The organism is Labrenzia sp. THAF82, assembly GCF_009363435.1.
Taxonomy (GTDB): Bacteria; Pseudomonadota; Alphaproteobacteria; order Rhizobiales; family Stappiaceae; genus Roseibium; species Roseibium porphyridii.
The window spans coordinates 3118335-3133981 of record NZ_CP045354.1; the positions used below are offsets into that span (position 1 = coordinate 3118335).

20 protein-coding genes are annotated in these 15647 nt (G+C 54.5%); 18 read left to right on the top strand and 2 right to left on the bottom strand.

The features are described 5' to 3' along the window. Positions 1-5: 5 nt before the first annotated feature. From FIV00_RS14700 to FIV00_RS14780, 17 genes are all read left to right on the top strand, one after another. A complete protein-coding gene (locus tag FIV00_RS14700) occupies positions 6-1283 on the top strand; it encodes a phage major capsid protein (RefSeq protein WP_152501449.1) in 1278 nt (425 codons plus the stop codon). 68 nt (positions 1284-1351) lie between these two features. Beyond that, positions 1352-1663, top strand: coding sequence for a hypothetical protein (locus tag FIV00_RS14705; RefSeq protein WP_152501450.1), 312 nt, complete (start codon positions 1352-1354; stop codon positions 1661-1663). After that, positions 1663-2214, top strand: coding sequence for a phage head-tail connector protein (locus FIV00_RS14710; RefSeq protein ID WP_152501451.1), 552 nt, complete (start codon positions 1663-1665; stop codon positions 2212-2214). Before FIV00_RS14705 ends, FIV00_RS14710 begins: the two co-directional genes overlap by 1 nt. Next, positions 2214-2546, top strand: coding sequence for a phage head closure protein (locus tag FIV00_RS14715; RefSeq protein ID WP_152501452.1), 333 nt, complete (start codon positions 2214-2216; stop codon positions 2544-2546). The genes FIV00_RS14710 and FIV00_RS14715 overlap by 1 nt, the downstream gene beginning before the upstream one ends. After that, complete coding sequence (locus tag FIV00_RS14720; protein WP_152501453.1) at positions 2546-2980, top strand: HK97-gp10 family putative phage morphogenesis protein; 435 nt, start codon at positions 2546-2548, stop codon at positions 2978-2980. Before FIV00_RS14715 ends, FIV00_RS14720 begins: the two co-directional genes overlap by 1 nt. Continuing rightward, on the top strand, positions 2977-3384 hold the full coding sequence (locus FIV00_RS14725; RefSeq protein WP_173005997.1) for a DUF3168 domain-containing protein: 408 nt from the start codon (positions 2977-2979) through the stop codon (positions 3382-3384). The genes FIV00_RS14720 and FIV00_RS14725 overlap by 4 nt, the downstream gene beginning before the upstream one ends. A gap of 3 nt (positions 3385-3387) precedes the next feature. Then, entirely contained in the window at positions 3388-3813 is a 426-nt protein-coding gene (locus FIV00_RS14730; RefSeq protein ID WP_152501455.1) for a phage tail tube protein, read from the top strand. Further along, entirely contained in the window at positions 3810-4139 is a 330-nt protein-coding gene (locus FIV00_RS14735; protein WP_152501456.1) for a hypothetical protein, read from the top strand. Before FIV00_RS14730 ends, FIV00_RS14735 begins: the two co-directional genes overlap by 4 nt. 186 nt (positions 4140-4325) lie before the next feature. Further along, positions 4326-6224 carry a hypothetical protein gene (locus tag FIV00_RS14740; RefSeq protein WP_152501457.1) on the top strand — a complete coding sequence of 633 codons (1899 nt, stop codon included), beginning with the start codon at positions 4326-4328 and terminating at the stop codon, positions 6222-6224. Continuing rightward, positions 6224-6916 carry a hypothetical protein gene (locus FIV00_RS14745; protein ID WP_152501458.1) on the top strand — a complete coding sequence of 231 codons (693 nt, stop codon included), beginning with the start codon at positions 6224-6226 and terminating at the stop codon, positions 6914-6916. The genes FIV00_RS14740 and FIV00_RS14745 overlap by 1 nt, the downstream gene beginning before the upstream one ends. 11 nt (positions 6917-6927) lie before the next feature. Next, entirely contained in the window at positions 6928-7518 is a 591-nt protein-coding gene (locus tag FIV00_RS14750; protein WP_152501459.1) for a hypothetical protein, read from the top strand. After that, positions 7518-7898, top strand: a complete 381-nt coding sequence (locus FIV00_RS14755) for a hypothetical protein (RefSeq protein WP_152501460.1) — start codon at positions 7518-7520, stop codon at positions 7896-7898. Before FIV00_RS14750 ends, FIV00_RS14755 begins: the two co-directional genes overlap by 1 nt. 1 nt (position 7899) lies before the next feature. Then, positions 7900-9765, top strand: a complete 1866-nt coding sequence (locus FIV00_RS14760) for a hypothetical protein (protein WP_152501461.1) — start codon at positions 7900-7902, stop codon at positions 9763-9765. Positions 9766-9829: 64 nt separating this feature from the next. After that, the gene (locus tag FIV00_RS14765; RefSeq protein ID WP_152501462.1) at positions 9830-12019 is read left to right on the top strand and encodes a tail fiber domain-containing protein; all 2190 of its coding nucleotides are present in this window, start codon (positions 9830-9832) and stop codon (positions 12017-12019) included. Positions 12020-12085: 66 nt separating this feature from the next. Further along, positions 12086-12889, top strand: coding sequence for a glycoside hydrolase family 108 protein (locus tag FIV00_RS14770; RefSeq protein WP_152501463.1), 804 nt, complete (start codon positions 12086-12088; stop codon positions 12887-12889). Beyond that, the gene (locus tag FIV00_RS14775) at positions 12889-13134 is read left to right on the top strand and encodes a hypothetical protein (protein WP_152501464.1); all 246 of its coding nucleotides are present in this window, start codon (positions 12889-12891) and stop codon (positions 13132-13134) included. Before FIV00_RS14770 ends, FIV00_RS14775 begins: the two co-directional genes overlap by 1 nt. A 126-nt stretch (positions 13135-13260) precedes the next feature. Beyond that, positions 13261-13620 (top strand): hypothetical protein, encoded by a 360-nt coding sequence (locus FIV00_RS14780; protein WP_152501465.1) that lies wholly within the window; start codon positions 13261-13263, stop codon positions 13618-13620. A gap of 18 nt (positions 13621-13638) precedes the next feature. Here the strand turns inward: FIV00_RS14780 and FIV00_RS14785 are convergent, their stop codons facing one another. Beyond that, positions 13639-13821: a hypothetical protein gene (locus FIV00_RS14785; RefSeq protein WP_152501466.1), complete on the bottom strand. Its 183-nt coding sequence runs from the start codon at positions 13819-13821 to the stop codon at positions 13639-13641. A 932-nt stretch (positions 13822-14753) separates the two neighbouring features. Further along, positions 14754-14894: a hypothetical protein gene (locus FIV00_RS29815; RefSeq protein WP_173005998.1), complete on the bottom strand. Its 141-nt coding sequence runs from the start codon at positions 14892-14894 to the stop codon at positions 14754-14756. Between the two features lie 104 nt (positions 14895-14998). Between FIV00_RS29815 and FIV00_RS14790 the strand changes: the two genes are divergently transcribed. Continuing rightward, entirely contained in the window at positions 14999-15637 is a 639-nt protein-coding gene (locus FIV00_RS14790) for a recombinase family protein (RefSeq protein WP_152501467.1), read from the top strand. The last annotated feature ends 10 nt before the right edge of the window (positions 15638-15647 follow it).

The window sequence follows — 15647 nt, forward strand, 5'->3', positions numbered from 1 at the left end:
GCATCATGCCGAGTAATCGCATTGTCGAGCTGCGCGAAAAACAATCGCAGCTTGTTGCCGAGGCGCGCGAACGTCTCGACCAGATCACCAATGAAACCGATGAGGCGCGGGCGAAAGAGCTGGAAGAGCAGCACGACGCCGCAATGGCTGAACACGACAGGATTGAAGGTCTTCTCGAGCGAGAGGAAGAGTTGGCCGACAAAGAAGCGCGGTTGCAGGAACGGCGCGAGCGTGAACGGCCACTTACAGATGTCAGCGGCAACGGGGTCGACACTCCGGATGAAGGCGCTGAAGTCACCTATCGCAGCGCATTCGCGAAAGTGGTTTGTGGTGTCGCGCCGTCGGATCTAACTTCGGAAGAACGCCAGGTCTTGCGTCAAGGCATGACAAAGTTTGAGGCGCGCACACAGGTTGGTTCCTCAGATGCCGCCGGTGGCTTCACCGTTCCGGAAGAGCTTGCGAACGTCATTATCCGCACAATGAAAATGTGGGGACCGATGTATGACGAAGCGGTTGCTACAGAAATGGTGACCGGCTCGGGCAATCCGATTCCGATGCCGACAGTGGACGATACGGCGAATGAAGCGGCGGCCCGTACTGAAGGCAATGACGTTGCCGATGACAACAGCGGGGACGTGACCTTCGGCCGGAAAGTGCTGAATGCCTATTCGTTCAATACGCCGTTTATCAAGTGGTCTTGGGAATTGGACATGGACTCCATTTTCAACATGGAGAACCTGCTTGGTGATTTGCTTGGTGAGCGGCTTGGTCGTATTGCCAACCGGCAACTGACAACCGGAAGCGGCAGCAATGCGCCAAACGGTATCGTTACGGCGGCGGGTGCTGGCCTGACGGCTGCAGCAACGAGTGCCCTGACTTTTGATGAGATCATCAGCCTTGAGCATTCCGTTGATCCTGCTTACCGCCGGGCGCCAAAAGTGCGTTACATGCTGAATGACAATACGCTCGAAGCGGTGCGCAAGTTGAAGGACGGCCAAGGAAACTATCTTTGGCAAAAAGGCGATGTCCGCGCGGGTACGCCGGATCTTTTAAATGGTCGTTCTTATTCGATCAATCAGCACATGGCTGACCTCGGCGCGAGCAACGTGCCGCTGATATTCGGCGACTTTGGCAAGTACTACGTTCGGAAGGTGGGTGCGCCGGTTGTCGGAGTACTTCGCGAGCGTTTTTGGCCGCAGGTAGGCATTGCGGGTTTGATCCGTTTCGACGGTGAGCTTGGCGATGCTGATGCCGTCAAAAAACTCACGATGGCTGCAGTCTAAGGACTTTCGGTTTTCGAAGGCAGGCGCTCTTTTGAGCGCCTGCTCTGTGAACCGAAAAGGAGACCCGAATGCCCTGGCTCAAAATGTTGACCCCAATGGCAGGTAAAAACTTCTCGTTGTCCATTGGCGACAAGACAGACCGTTTCAACGCAAAAGAAGCCAAGCGATTGGTTGAGGCGGGTTTGGCTGAAAAGACAACCAAACGCGACGATAGCCTTGTAGCTGTGAAAGAGCAGCTCAAAAAGGCGACCGCAGAGCGGGACGCGTTGAAGAAAACTGTCGGATCGCTTCAAGCCGAAATCCATGCATTGAAGTTGAAGTCTGTGCCTACTGGCAATGAGCAGGCCGTCCAGTCAGCCGCTCCGGAGACGCGCAGCTAATGTGGTATGCGCCGACCGTGATAACTGCGGCCAGTGGCTTGGTTGTAAGTCTAAGTGATGTCAAAGCTCGGTTGCGTGAAGATGCAAGCGACGAAGACGCGCTTATTCAAGACCTGATCTCGGAGGTCACGCGTGCGGCGGAAAGCTACTGCAACATCTATCTGCAGCAACGCACAGTCGATGTGCTCTGTGATGATTGGGGCGATCTTTGCCGGTTGCCTGTTGGGCCGCTTGCATCGGACGCCGTTCAGTCGATTTCCTATGTCGATCCAGACGGTGTTTCGCAAACGCTCGATGCCGCAGCCTACGAGCTGCGTTTGAATGGCCTGGACGCCGAAATTCGACTACCTGTCGGGGCTTCTTGGCCAAGCATAGAAACCGGGTCTCGTGTGACTGCCCGTCTTCAGGCCGGGTACGCGGAATTGCCTCTTGACGTGCGCCTTGCGCTTTACGAGCAAATTGCAACGCGGTTTGAGCATCGCGAGGCAGGAAAAATGGGCGGCCTGACAGGCTGGGAAAACCTTCTTGTAAACTATCGGCGTGGCGTCTGATGCGCATTGCGAGGCGAAACGAGCGCGTGACGTTTCAGGTGGCGGCGGAAGTGTCAGACGGTGGCGGTGGGTTTGACGTCACCTGGGGCGGTGACGTGACTGTCTGGGGTGCGTTCTTTCCAGAGTTCGGGCGTGAGAAGGTGCAAGGCGGGCGGATCGAAGCGCCGGTCGGGGGCACTTTAAATGTGCGCTATTCTTCCGATGTCATCGGTTTTGCCTCTGATGCGCGCGTGTTGATTGATGGTGAGCCTTACAACATCCGTTCTGTCACAAATCCCGATCAGCGGAAAAAAGACCTTGAATTCGTGGTCGAGCGCGGGGTCGCAACCTGATGGCTGACGGCATTTCAATGAATGTGCGCGGATTGAACAAGTCCATGAAGCGCATTCGGCAGGTTGCTCCGAATGTCGATCGTGAATTGGACAAGATGCAGGAAAAGTCAGCGCACGAATTCGTTGCCTTTGCTCAAGGTGTTGCCCCTGTGCGAACAGGGGACTATCGCGACTCTATCAATGCGAAACGTGTAACTGATACTGAAGTTGGCGCGACGCGTTCGTTTTCCCTCGGGGCCGTCAAGGCCGGTTCCAAGGTCGTCAGTGCGTGGGGGATCTTCGCGGACTGGATCTGGCACTTTCTTGAATTCGGTACGGTGGACACAGCCGCGCAGCCGCACATGCTGCCGCTGCTTCGTTTGTTGAAAAAACGCGTCGGCGGGCGCATGCGCCGAGCCGTGAACAAGGCGGTCAAGGACGCGCTGAAGTCGTGACAAGTTACGTCTGGCCGCTACAACAGGCGGTATATGCCGCACTTGTGGCCGCTGCGCTTCCCCATGTGGTGAAGATTGTCGATCACCGGATCGAGCGTCCTAAGGCAAACGATTTCCCGTATGTGCAGATCGGTGAAGACGGGCAATCGCTGCAAGATGACGTCAGCTGTGCGGATGGATCGCAGGAAATCCTGAACCTGCATACGTGGTCGCGGTCGCGTGGGCAGAAGCAAATCAAAGAGATTATGGGCGCCATTCATGGCGCTCTTCACAATACGGCGCTGACCGTTTCCGGTCTGGTGTCGTGTCACGTGTTCGTTGAAAGCGGACGCATTCTGGACGATCCGGACGGGAAAACCCGGCACGGCGTCACAACCCTTCGGATCTATTGTCGAGAGGCTTGAATCATGGCTAGCAAAGGTCGTTTGCTGCTCCTGAAAATCGGAGATGGTGCGACGCCAACGGAAGCGTTCACCAATGGCTGCGGGTTCCGTGCCCGCAATTTCACAATCAACAACAATATCGTGGACACCACGACGCCGGACTGTGCGTCTCCGGGAAACACCGTCACTTATTCCGGCGACTATGGCATCCAAACAGTCACGTTTTCCGGGTCAGGTGAGAGTTCCGAAGATGTGCAAAATTTGCTCCTGATGAATGCGACGCGCCAGCAATCCGCACAGAATATTCAGGTTGTCGTGCCAGGCTGGGGGATGTTTGAAGGTGCGGCGCTGATCGGCAGCTTTGAATTTTCCGGTGAAGTCGAAGGAACCATGGAATTTTCTTGCGAGATCACCATGACTGGCGCAATTACGTTCACGGCTGAAACATGAGGAAGCCGAACAAATCGCGTGGCGAAGTCGCTGTGACGGTGGCGGGTGAGAAACTTATCTTGTGCGCCACCATGGAAAACCTTGATCAGCTTGAGCAGGTAACGGGCGGTCTGGGGCTTGTTGAGTTGATGAGGCAGATTGGCGGATGCCATGGGTCAACTCTTAAAGCCGGTCTCGTGTCTCTTTCGATTGAAGGTGACCCGGAAAAGGCCTGGAACGGCCAGGTGGGCGCCGCTGAGTTTCCGAAAATCCAAGAAGCCGTTCAATCCGCGATTGTCCCGGATCTGGGGGGAAACGCGGAAGCCGAGGTGGAGAGCCGCTCGTAAGCTTTCCGCTTCGGCGCTGGTACAAAACGTCAGTTGCCCTTGGTTGGCGCCCTATCGATTTCTGGTCGTCAAGCCTGGTGGAGTTCTTCCTGGCGATTGAAGGGCACAATGAGCTGCACAGTGATGTTGGTACATCCAGCTTTACCGAAGAAGAGCGGGCCGAAGTTGAACGGCTAAAGGCAAGATATGGCAGACAATACTGAAAAACTGGTGCTTTTGATGGAGGCGCAGAACAAGGATGTTCTGCGTAAGATCAATCAGATTGAGCGATCGTCCAAGAAGTCCTTTAACAACGCGAGAAAGCCCTTGCGTTCGTTTAACCGCGACATGAAAGCAGCCGCCAACAGCGCTCGTGGACTTGCAGCCGCATTCGCTGGCGGTTTTTCCGGTGTGTTGATCGGTGGTGGAATTGCAAGTTTGCCTGGCATCGTTCGGGATGTTGTTGGTGAAGCGTCGAAGCTCGGCAAGGTTGCGGACAAAGTAAATCTGACGACTGACGCGCTTCAGCGTCTGCGATACGGTTTAGAGTTGACGGGCGTTGGCGTCAATCAAACCGATACCGCCTTGCAAAGATTCGCCAGGCGTGTTGCACAGGCCGCCAATGGCAGCGGAGAGCTGTTCGAAATCTTGCGGCAGAACAACCTTGCGCTTCGCAATCAAGACGGGTCAATGCGTTCTCAGATCGAAATACTGAGAGACTACGCAGATCTGATTAATAGGGCGGGCTCGGAGCAAGAGCAGCTCTTGCTTGCTTTTAAGGCGTTCGATACCGAGGGTGCAGGCTTCGTCAATGGGTTGAAAAACGGAGCGGTAGGGCTTGATATCCTTATGCAGAAGGCTGACGACGCAGGCGGTGTCTTGGATGAAAGCATTGTCCGCGAAGCTGAGCGAATTGACGATGCTTTTGCAGGTCTCTGGCGAAACTTTGAAATCAACGCAAAGAGCGCCATTCTATCTGCGACTCGGGGAATTTCTGACCTCGTTGCGCTGGTCCAAAACTCAGATTTTGTTCAGTGGCTAAATCGTGTCGAAAACATAGGTCGTGAAGCTGAGGTCAAAGCGTCTATCGATGTTTTGCGAGATGCGGGCGCTGCAGAGTCCGCGCTTCAAGGGCTGCAGCACAACGTTGACATCCTTAAAGACAAAATCCCTCACAACGAGAAGATTGGTTTTGACACTGCGGAGGCGGAGGAAAAGCTCGACAAGCTGATCAGTAAAGTGAACGCGCTGAAGACCAGCCCTGCAGGTCTTGCGAACGTTGACCCTTCGCTTTTACCCGTCGACCAAAAAGACGGCGAGGCTACGGAGAGGCCGCCGCGCGTACCGGGACGCAAACCCGCTGTACGCAATTTCACTGTGGTTCCGACAGGTGGAAGTGGCCGCAATGTCGAGGACCGGCAAGCGGATTCCGTAAAGCGCCTCATTGCGGCATTGGAGCTTGAAAGGGACGCGATAGGGCGGACCGCTGTAGAGCAACGGTTGATGAACGAAATTGCGCGCGCTGGTGCTGGTGCGACCGATGCGCAGAAAGAACAGATTCGTGCTCTCGTAACCGAAATCGAAAGTGCGGAAAGTTCGCAGCGCGCGCTGACGGAGGCGACGCAGTTCTTTCAAGGGCAGGCAATGACGGCCTTTGGAACGATCACCAGTCAGATAAATACAGGTAACGCAGCGCTCGACCGTTTTCTTTCAACGCTGATCGAAGCCAGTGCGCAAGCAGCCTTTTTTGGTCAGGGTCCTCTTGCCGGGAAGTTCGGCGGCGGTGGCGGCGGGCTGCTTGGTGGTGTCGGAAAGCTGTTTGGCGGGTTCTTTGCTGATGGCGGTCATCTGGGCGCGGGCAAATACGGCATTGCTGGGGAGGCCGGACCGGAGCTGATCAAGGGGCCGGCGAATGTCGTGCCGATGTCAAAGGCTGGCGGGTCGACAACAACCATCGTCAAGGTGGTGCCGTCCGACATGTTTGACGTCATCGTCGATGGCAAGGCTCAGCAAGCAGCGGCAACCGGCTATGCTATGGCCGCGAATGACATGTCGCGAAACTTCTCATCGTACCAGCAGCGCAATCAAGTGAATAAGGGCACCTGATGACGCTGACGACGTATCTGGATTGGCCACGCTGTCTTCTGCCAGCGCGGCATTTCGATCGTGGTTTGACGCCACAATCGGCAGGCGGCAATCAGCTGTCGCTGTCAGGCCGGTTGAACAATGGCGGTGTGCCGGGTTTCGGGATCTGGAAACCGCGGTTCGTGGAAACGCCGGTTCACAGGTACCGCGACAGTTTCATCGCCATTGAAGGCCAGGTGCTTGGCCGGGCGCTGCCGGTCATGGTGCCTTACTATCACAACGGGTTCTATCCCAAGGCGTCGGAGCCGGAAGACGTCCCGTTTTCTGATGACGCGACGTTTTCCGATGGTTCGGAATGGCTGTCATCCGGTACGCATGTGGTTGTCAAAACCTTTGCTGCTGCTGGCGCTGCACAGTTGACGGTTACCAAAATTGCGTGCGGGACAATCCAGACCGGTCACGTGTTTTCTATTGGCTTGCATCAATATCAGGTTCGATCGGTCGTCGACGACCAGACAGACAGTGAAGCCACGCTCCTGATTGCACCGGAGTTGCGAACTGACGTTTTGCCGCGTGATGAAGTCGATTTCGTCTTTCCGGCCGTCAAATGCCGGTTGATTGATCCGTCCGTTTTGTCTGTTTCCTGGCAATTCAATCAGTGGGCGTTCCCGACGATTGAGTTCATCGAAGACACATCCCCGACGATCAGCTGACGGTGTAGCGGATGGGTATTTACAACGAAGAGCAGATTGCGGTTTTGGCCACGCAGAAAGCCCGTGCGGCGCGTGCTTGGGAGGTCAGGTTTGCCAGCGAAACGCTTTACATCTGGAACGGCAATGTCGATCGCAAGCTGCATGATGACAACACCTATCAGGGTTTGCGTGGTCAGCTGACAGCGCCGGATTTCTCATTCTCGGGCAAGGCGGAAAATGAAACCGGATTGTTTCAGATCCGGGGTCTGCCTGGCGAGATCGAAGAAATGATCTGGGATGAAAAGGCGGAAGTGTTCGGCCGCTATATCATCGAGCATTTCATGCTGCTGACGGCCGATGATCTGACGCTGGTTGGTCCGGCCGTGCTTTCGCAGATTTACGTCATGCGCGGTGTTCAATCTGATCAGGAAGGCGCAACGGCGCAAGGTCAGCCGAACTACACTTTGAACCTGATGGTGGAAAGTCTCTTCAGTCAACGATCGGAAGCCGGATTCGGACGTTACACGCAGGCCGACCAAAAGGGTCGTTATCCGTCATCGAATGACAAGATGTTCAACTATGTGCCGATCCTGGCGCGCGGCAAGACAATTCAGCTGGTCTAGTGACAACACTTGACGACTATTTCGCGCAAGCAGCCCCTTGCGACTATGTCCGCAATGACTGTTGCGCTTTCCCAGGTGGTTGGGTCTGGGCGCAAACGGGAATTGATCCCGTTGCGGAATGGCGCGGGCGGTACCAGTCCGAAGCCGAGGCGTTGTCTTTCGTCGAAGAATGTGGCGGGGTTCCGCAAATCATGGACAAGGGATTGAAGCGCGCAGGTATGAAACGCACACGTGCGCCACGTGATGGCGATGTCGGGTGCGTTGCGATTGATGGTGTGGCGGTCGGCGCGATCATGAAAAGCGGCCTTTGGTGGGTGCTCGGACCACAAGGCAAATTCCCTGTGCGCAGCGCGCGCCTTTTGAGAGCCTGGACTTTCTAGAATGCCTCCTGTTGTTGCTGCTGTCGGCGCTTTTGTCGGCGGCCTTTCTGCTGCGGCCGGTGTCGGCGGCGCGCTGTCTCTTGCCGGATTGGCGGCAGGTGGGGCTTATGCGACTGGTGCGTCTATCGGCTTTGCCATTGGCGGGTTCATCACGGCGATAGGCGGTGTTGGCACGCTGGTGTCACTCGGGCTTGGCGTTGCCTCTTTGGCCTTCGGGCGTACGTCTCAGCCAAGTGTTGCGCCTGCCGCTCTGCCGTCGTCTCAAACCCAGATATCGCGCGCGGCCGTCGGGTATCGGCGCAAAGGCTGGGGCAAGTTGCGGGGCGGTGGTCATCTGGTCTTCCAGTCAGTCAAGGCCAACACAACAGTTTTTCCGGGGCAGAGCGGCAACAACATGTCGATGGTTGTTGCTGTTGCCGATGGTCCGGTCAATGCCATTACCAACTGGTACATTGACGGATCGGAAGTTCAAGTTGATGGCAGCCTGAATGTCACCACGTCGCAATATTCAGGCAAAGCCAAATTTGCTTATCGGCTTGGCACAGACAGCCAGACGGCGTTTTCAGAGCTGACCAGCGAATTCGGCGGCGAAGTTGACAGCGACTGGCGCGGGTTGGGAACCGCAATGATCCTGGCGCGGTTCCTGTGCGACAACAATACGTTCAACATGATCCCGAATGGCATTCGGACTGAAATCAGTGCGGTCGCCGAATATTCAACGGTCTATGATCCGCGCGATGCCTCAACCGCCTATTCTGCGAACGCGGCGCTTGTCATCCGCGATCAGCTGACAGCGGGGCCACTCGAAAATGGTCACAACATCCCCGTCGAGTTCATAGACGATGATCACGAAACTTACGGGTTCAAGGCGCAAGCCAACCTTGCGGATGTTCAAGTTGATGGGCCGGAAGCGACGACGCGGGCGCAGTGGGAACTGCACGGCTGGAACAATTACGGGGAGACGCCAGCAGCCACCTTGCAGCGCATGTTCGAAAGTTGTGACACGCGCCTGGTTCTGACATCAAACGGCAAGATCGGCCTTGCGCTTGGTGGGTGGATCGAGCCGACGGTCACGTTGACCGGCGACCACATCACGAAGCTCAAACGTACCGAAGGCAAGTATGAGGCCGATCAGGCGACGGTGATCAAAAGCCGGTACCTGTCACCCGCGCATGGCTATATCGAGCAAGACGCGATCGAATATGAGCACGCCAGTTTTGCGGAGCTTGGCCGCAAAGTTAAGTCGCTCGATTTCATCATGGCCGCAGATCACGGCCAATGCCGTCACCTGCAAAAGATCGGTGCGGGGCGGATCAACACGCCGACCAGCCTGGAAGTGCGCACGAATATCTACGGTCTTGCGATCCTCGGCGAACGCTATATCAGCGTTCGCTATGGCGACATAGACAGCAGCTTTGAAATAGTCGGCGACCCTGTCATGACCTTTGATCAGGAAGGGGTTGTTAATGGTGTCGAGTTCGCCGCGATCGCACTGACGCAGGCCGAAGTCACCTATGACGAAACGACGGAAGGTGTTGCGCCGCCCGAAGTGCAGCCCGACCCTGACAATGATCTGACGCCGGATGCGCCGACGCTTGCGGTATCGGTGACCGATGCGACTGCGACGTGCTCGATCTCAGGTCAGTCAAATGCCAATTACCATGTCGTTCGCTATCGTGTGGACAACGAAGATATTCCTCAGACTTACGGCAACTATGCATACGCGACCATGGAGCCGGGTGTAACGGCAATCGATATCCCACTTGCGGCTACAACAAGGTACCAGTTCCAAGTCAAGGCCGTAACGGCGTCGGGGCTGCAATCCCCCTATGAGCCAAATCCGGCGATCGATCGCACGACCAGTTAACTGCTGGTCATGTTGAGCTTTCGATAGCTGAGACGAGTTCCTCCACAATTTAACGGATGTGGCAATGTCTACTTCTAACTATGACATCGACGTAATATTGCGTGATCATATCACACAGGGGGATAGTGGGTCGGGTCCACACAAGCCCTTAAAGTCTCAATTGAGAGCCTATCTAAAATCCGTCGAGACGGGGACGCTTGACCGCTACAACTCAAAGGTTGACGTTGAGAATAATGAAGTTCGTTCGAGCGTACTTTCCGTACTAACTCACGGTTACACTGCGGCTGGTGATGGTGGCGGGGCTTTGTACAAGAGAGTCGACGCCGAGCCGAGTCACCCTGGTAAATTCAGGTCTGCTGATAGATATCTCACTGACGGCGGCACGGACGCCACAAATGGTGGTTGGTGGGAAATAGATGAGCGCATCACCACGCCAAAGATGTATGGTGCGATTGGGGATGGGGTTAACGATGACACGGTAGCACTTCAGGACTGCATCACATCTGGCCGTTTCATCGATCTGACCGGCGGTATCTATCGGATCACCGACACAATTCAAGTCGCAGTTAGCAAGTCAAAGATCTTTTCTGCGGCACTGACAACGCTGCAAGGGTTTGCTGTTCGGCAAGGTGCAATCTTGGTCGATAATCCCAGCATTGGCATCGCGCTCAATTGCACATCAACGGGAACCATATTCGAAAATATCTATATTTACTCGGCTGCGCAGATCACTGCAGAGGCGATTCATTTCGACCGTTCGGCGGGCTCTTCTTCGGATCGGGACCATCGCGTGATCGGCGTCTCCATAGTCAATTTTTCGACATGCATCAAGATGATCGGGCGTGGCTTGCATGTGAAGGATTGTCAGTTCTCGACGGCCACATTCGGGGTTGTACTAGATTGGCCTGCAAGCTGGACACCGAACGGCGCCGGTAATGATACGACAATCACCGCTGGTCGGTCTTACGTGATTACCAATAACCTGTTTCATGATTGCGACAATTGGGTCACGAATGAAGGCACGGAAAATCCTCAGAACATCCGCAGCGTCGTTGTGTCCGGGAATCTCGGAGATCTGGGGGGGTGCATTTTTCGAGGTGTGCTTGTCGATGGTGCAATCAGTGGCAACATCTGCAATCTGAGTGACTATGTCTATACAATGCGGATCAACGACGGCAGCCGGAATAGCGCAATATCCGGTAATGTCATGGGCGGTCTAAATGAAGGTGGCGAGGGTAATCAGCCAAATCACTGCGTCTACATGACACCGGAAACTATCGGCATCAAAAACATTGCTTTTACTGGAAACGTGTTCGGTCCAACGCACCAAGGGTCTATCAGAATAGACGGCGATGCAGCCACGACAAATATTTCCTTTGTAGGCAACACATTTCAGCAGCCGGGGTTGGATGGTTTCTCGCCAATCTATCTTGAAGGTGTCGTGTCCGGGGCGAAAGATTTATCTCTCATTGCAAACACGTTCGATCTGACGGGCTCTGCCGCCGCTACAATCATCGGCGGCGACAACAATGCCCTGATCCGTGTCCTCTACACAAACAACAGTGTGCAGAACAATGCGATTCCGGTCGCGCAGAGCAACGTCATTGTCTACCAAGACGGGCCTGCGCTTGGCATGGCGGAGTATGTGCACACTGTCTATTCAGCTCGCGGAGGAAGCAGTTGGGTCGCAGGTGATACGGTTGTCGGGGGGCATGTTGTCTACTCGGCCGATACCTCGGGCCCTGGTGCTGGTATCGTCGGCGGATACAAAATCCTTGCTGGTGATACGACGCTGAACTCGACCATCATGCGCCTTCTTGCCAAGGACTCATCAGGTGTCGACCATCCAACCGTCGACATAACCACCAGCTATATGCGTCCTGTGTTTTCCAATGAAATGAGTTGCGGGTCCTCCAATCGGCTTTGGACCGCTGTTTATGCAACGAATGGTACGATCCAAACATCTGACGAGCGGCTTAAAGACTTCGATGCGCGGCCATTGGGCGAACAATCTGCTGTAATTGCTGCTGCAAAGAAGATTTCTTTCAGGTCTTACCGATGGATAGATGATGACGGCAAGACCCACTTCGGTGTCAGCGCACAGGCCGTCATGGAGGCGTTCGCCAGTTTTGGCCTGGACGCTCTTGAATATGGTCTGGTCCGCGAAGAGGGCGGCTCGTTTTTTGTTTCCTACACAGAGCTTCTGGCGCTCAAGCTTGCTGCTCTAGAGACTGATGACCGTCCAGCGCACTGACCTCTACTGCAGTTACTACCCACCCACACTAGAGAACCGGTAAAGACATGCCGGAATAGGTGAAACATGGCACTTGCTACATTCGAGCGGGTGAAACCGCTGCTACTTGCCCATGAAGGCGGGTACTCTGGTGACCGTCACGATCCGGGGAACTGGTCAAGTGGCAAGGCCGGTGTTGGCCGTCTCATCGGCACGAACTACGGCATCGCAGCTCCAACTCTAATTGCCAACCGTTCGGGGCATGTTGAGGCGGACGATATGAAGAACCTCACACGAGACGAGGCGATTCGCATCTACAAGGCCCAATACTGGGACACCGTGCGCGGTGATGACCTTCCAATGGGTGTTGACTATTGCATCTATGACTATTCGGTGAATTCGGGGCCGGGGAGGGCGTCCAAGGAGTTGCAGCGAGTCGTTGGGGCGATTGCCGATGGTGTGATTGGACCCGCCACAGTAAAGGCAGTGGCAACTTGCGGGAAGTCCTCGTCCGAGATCATTGACGAAATCTGTGACCGCCGCTTGGCCTTCATGAAGCGTCTCCGGGTCTGGAGACGATATAAGAACGGTTGGTCACGCAGAGTTTCTGATGTTCGCATGAAGTCGAAGCAGTTTGTGATGGACTACCCGGTCACCGACTATGACAGCGAAGAGATTGTTCCGGTTCCGAAGGCCAAGCCAGAAGACAAAAGCGGTTGGAAAGCCTGGAAGACGCCCGACGCGATCACGAAGGGTCTAGGTGCCTTCTCTGGCCTTGGTGCAATCCTGAGCGGAACGGGACCTATCCAATGGGCATTCGCAATTGCATTTGTCATCGCCGCACTGGTTGGGGCGTATCTGGCCGTGCAGCACTTCAAGGACTCTGACTGATGTTCGGCCTTGGCAAGCTCCAGCTACTTGCGATCAGCGTGATTGCGGGTCTGGTTCTCACGAGCGGTGTCTATTGGAAAGGTCGTTTTGATGGCATCTCTTACGAGCGGCGCAAAACCCTTCAAACCACAATAAACCAGCTCAAAGAAAGGGCTGAGACAGATGCAGAAATTAGCGACATGGATATTCCTGAGCTGTGCGGCCTTCTTGGTGGTAGCGTGCGAGACGACGGGGAATGTGAGTGATGGTACTGGTTATTCCAAACTCACACCAAACGCATCCACACGAAAACATGTCCTGAAGAACGACTTGCCTTTTGCTCGGCAAGTCGCGGCTCACAACAGTCAGTGCGCTAAGGACGCGGGCTGTCAATGAGCGGTGTGGATTCTGGCGACGTTTGGCTCATTGGGATAGCGCTAACAGCTGTCGCCGCCGTAGGCGGAGTTCTGGCCCGAGACAGGGCTCAGGCACGGCAACAGCGGGACGCAGAGAATAAACTTCACGACCGTATCAGCCGTGTCAAAGAAGAGGTGTTGCAGGAAGTGAAGGTGCTTCGTGCGGACTTCACTGATTACAAGTTATCCGTGGCGCGTGAATATGCGTCTGTCGATCATTTGAAGGAAGTTGAAAGTCGGTTGGTGGATGCCATCGAGAAACTGACCGCAAAGTTAGAAACTATGCCGACGCGATTGGCGGCCGAAATCAAGCAGTCTTTGGGCAATGGTCCCTAAATCAAGGGGCCTTCCTGGTTAAATGTCTCGCCAGTCTTTCAGGCGGCGATATTGACGGTGTGAGGTGTAGAGAGGGTCTGGTGCTTTTTTGCCTGCACACTGGCCTCCGTCTTCCTGCCATTCATCATCGGTCAGGCATTCGTCGGTTGCCCTGATTATTTCGCCCTCTTCGAGTCGCCTGTATCTGCTGTCCCAAGTCATGTCAGGGGCCTCATTGTTCGGAATTGAGTGGGGCGGATTTGACGCCTATAACTTTGAACAGTCCCGCGTCACTAGGATCCATTTGGGCAATGAAGTACTCGCCGCCTTTGAACTGGTTCCGAGCTTCAGATTTTGCGATAGCAGCGCTAACCGGTTTGTCGAAGCTGAGCGTCAATATCACCTGATGTTTTCTTTGCTTTGCCATCGGTCAGGGGCCTCAATTTGGTACTTGCCTTGGAGCAGCGAAAAGGAAGTCCTTCACGGTCTGAAAGTTTCCGGTTCTACCGCCCGCCATCCGTCCGTTGCTGTACTCAAAACCCTCTTTGAGCCAGACGTGATATTTGTAATCAAATCCTTCAGCGTCACCGTCTTCACACGCCTCAACAGCGGGGTGGCTAAGGATTGCCTTGGGGCAACGGAATGGTTTCCTGGTGCGCTGCGGCGATGATCTTTCAATCCTCATGACGGGCCTCATTGTTCGGAATTGAGTGGGGCGGATTTGACGCCTATAACTTTGAACAGTCCCGCGTCACTAGGATCCATTTGGGCAATGAAGTACTCGCCGCCTTTGAACTGGTTCCGAGCTTCAGATTTTGCGATAGCAGCGCTAACCGGTTTGTCGAAGCTGAGCGTCAATATCACCTGATGTTTTCTTTGCTTTGCCATCGGTCAGGGGCCTCAATTTGGTACTTGCCTTGGAGCAGCGAAAAGGAAGTCCTTCACGGTCTGAAAGTTTCCGGTTCTACCGCCCGCCATCCGTCCGTTGCTGTACTCAAAACCCTCTTTGAGCCAGACGTGATATTTGTAATCAAATCCTTCAGCGTCACCGTCTTCACACGCCTCAACAGCGGGGTGGCTAAGGATTGCCTTGGGGCAACGGAATGGTTTCCTGGTGCGCTGCGGCGATGATCTTTCAATCCTCATGACGGGCCTCATCCTTGTGATTGTTTGAGCTGTTTCTGAAGCTCGATCAAAGCGGCGATTTGCTCATCAAGAAGCAGCCGCATTTTCTTCAATCTCGCAATCTCTAGGGCGTACTGCTTTTCCGCCCAGATCACTTGCTGATCGGCCATTTTCTAAGCCTCAGACTTTGACTCAAAACTATGTCATTAATTAATTCTTAACACTTGACTCTATCTACGTCAACAATTAAAGGTAAAAACACTTCAGAAATTGTGTGAAAGTTTGTCTATTGGGCGAATATCCATATGAAACGCGGGTCTACGGATACGCTCGCGTCAGCACTGACGATCAAGACTTGCGTCATCAGATTCAGGCGTTGGAAAAACACGGCTGCACATACATTTTCAAAGAAAAGCAGTCGGGCAAGAATATGAAGCGTCGCCAATTTGAGTGGCTGCGAAAGAGCCTTGCTCCTGGCGACACATTGGTAGTGACCCGGTTTGACAGACTTGGCAGAAATCTAGTCGAGCTTGAGCAGTTCGTGACCTGGCTGGAAGAGCGGAAAATTGAATTGGTCTGCCTGTATCAACCGATTGACCTGACAAGTGCCAATGGGCGCATGTTTTTTCGAATGCAGGCAGTGTTTGCACAGATGGAAAGCGAGCTTGCCTCAGAGCGGACAAAACGCGGAGTTGCCGCGGCTAAGGCAGCGGGAAAACAGGTTGGCGCGATCACCAAGCGAGAGCTTTGGGAGACCAAAGAGCCGAACAAAGCCGAGGCTATCATCGCTGACTGTGCAGATCCGGCAATGAGTATGAACGCCATTGCAAAGAAGTATGGGATCACTAATCAAACGCTTCGCCGCAATTGGGCTGCTGAGCTTCAAGACGCCGGAAAAATGAAGCGAACATAGAGGAGCGATT

What these genes read in the sequence shown, in the direction of transcription:
- FIV00_RS14700 (WP_152501449.1), top strand. Translation starts at nt 6, where the DNA reads ATGCCGAGTAATCGCATTGTCGAGCTGCGCGAAAAACAATCGCAGCTT.
- FIV00_RS14705 (WP_152501450.1), top strand. Translation starts at nt 1,352, where the DNA reads ATGCCCTGGCTCAAAATGTTGACCCCAATGGCAGGTAAAAACTTCTCG.
- FIV00_RS14710 (WP_152501451.1), top strand. Translation starts at nt 1,663, where the DNA reads ATGTGGTATGCGCCGACCGTGATAACTGCGGCCAGTGGCTTGGTTGTA.
- FIV00_RS14715 (WP_152501452.1), top strand. Translation starts at nt 2,214, where the DNA reads ATGCGCATTGCGAGGCGAAACGAGCGCGTGACGTTTCAGGTGGCGGCG.
- FIV00_RS14720 (WP_152501453.1), top strand. Translation starts at nt 2,546, where the DNA reads ATGGCTGACGGCATTTCAATGAATGTGCGCGGATTGAACAAGTCCATG.
- FIV00_RS14730 (WP_152501455.1), top strand. Translation starts at nt 3,388, where the DNA reads ATGGCTAGCAAAGGTCGTTTGCTGCTCCTGAAAATCGGAGATGGTGCG.
- FIV00_RS14735 (WP_152501456.1), top strand. Translation starts at nt 3,810, where the DNA reads ATGAGGAAGCCGAACAAATCGCGTGGCGAAGTCGCTGTGACGGTGGCG.
- FIV00_RS14740 (WP_152501457.1), top strand. Translation starts at nt 4,326, where the DNA reads ATGGCAGACAATACTGAAAAACTGGTGCTTTTGATGGAGGCGCAGAAC.
- FIV00_RS14745 (WP_152501458.1), top strand. Translation starts at nt 6,224, where the DNA reads ATGACGCTGACGACGTATCTGGATTGGCCACGCTGTCTTCTGCCAGCG.
- FIV00_RS14750 (WP_152501459.1), top strand. Translation starts at nt 6,928, where the DNA reads ATGGGTATTTACAACGAAGAGCAGATTGCGGTTTTGGCCACGCAGAAA.
- FIV00_RS14760 (WP_152501461.1), top strand. Translation starts at nt 7,900, where the DNA reads ATGCCTCCTGTTGTTGCTGCTGTCGGCGCTTTTGTCGGCGGCCTTTCT.
- FIV00_RS14765 (WP_152501462.1), top strand. Translation starts at nt 9,830, where the DNA reads ATGTCTACTTCTAACTATGACATCGACGTAATATTGCGTGATCATATC.
- FIV00_RS14770 (WP_152501463.1), top strand. Translation starts at nt 12,086, where the DNA reads ATGGCACTTGCTACATTCGAGCGGGTGAAACCGCTGCTACTTGCCCAT.
- FIV00_RS14775 (WP_152501464.1), top strand. Translation starts at nt 12,889, where the DNA reads ATGTTCGGCCTTGGCAAGCTCCAGCTACTTGCGATCAGCGTGATTGCG.
- FIV00_RS14780 (WP_152501465.1), top strand. Translation starts at nt 13,261, where the DNA reads ATGAGCGGTGTGGATTCTGGCGACGTTTGGCTCATTGGGATAGCGCTA.
- FIV00_RS14785 (WP_152501466.1), bottom strand. Translation starts at nt 13,821, where the DNA reads ATGACTTGGGACAGCAGATACAGGCGACTCGAAGAGGGCGAAATAATC.
- FIV00_RS29815 (WP_173005998.1), bottom strand. Translation starts at nt 14,894, where the DNA reads ATGGCCGATCAGCAAGTGATCTGGGCGGAAAAGCAGTACGCCCTAGAG.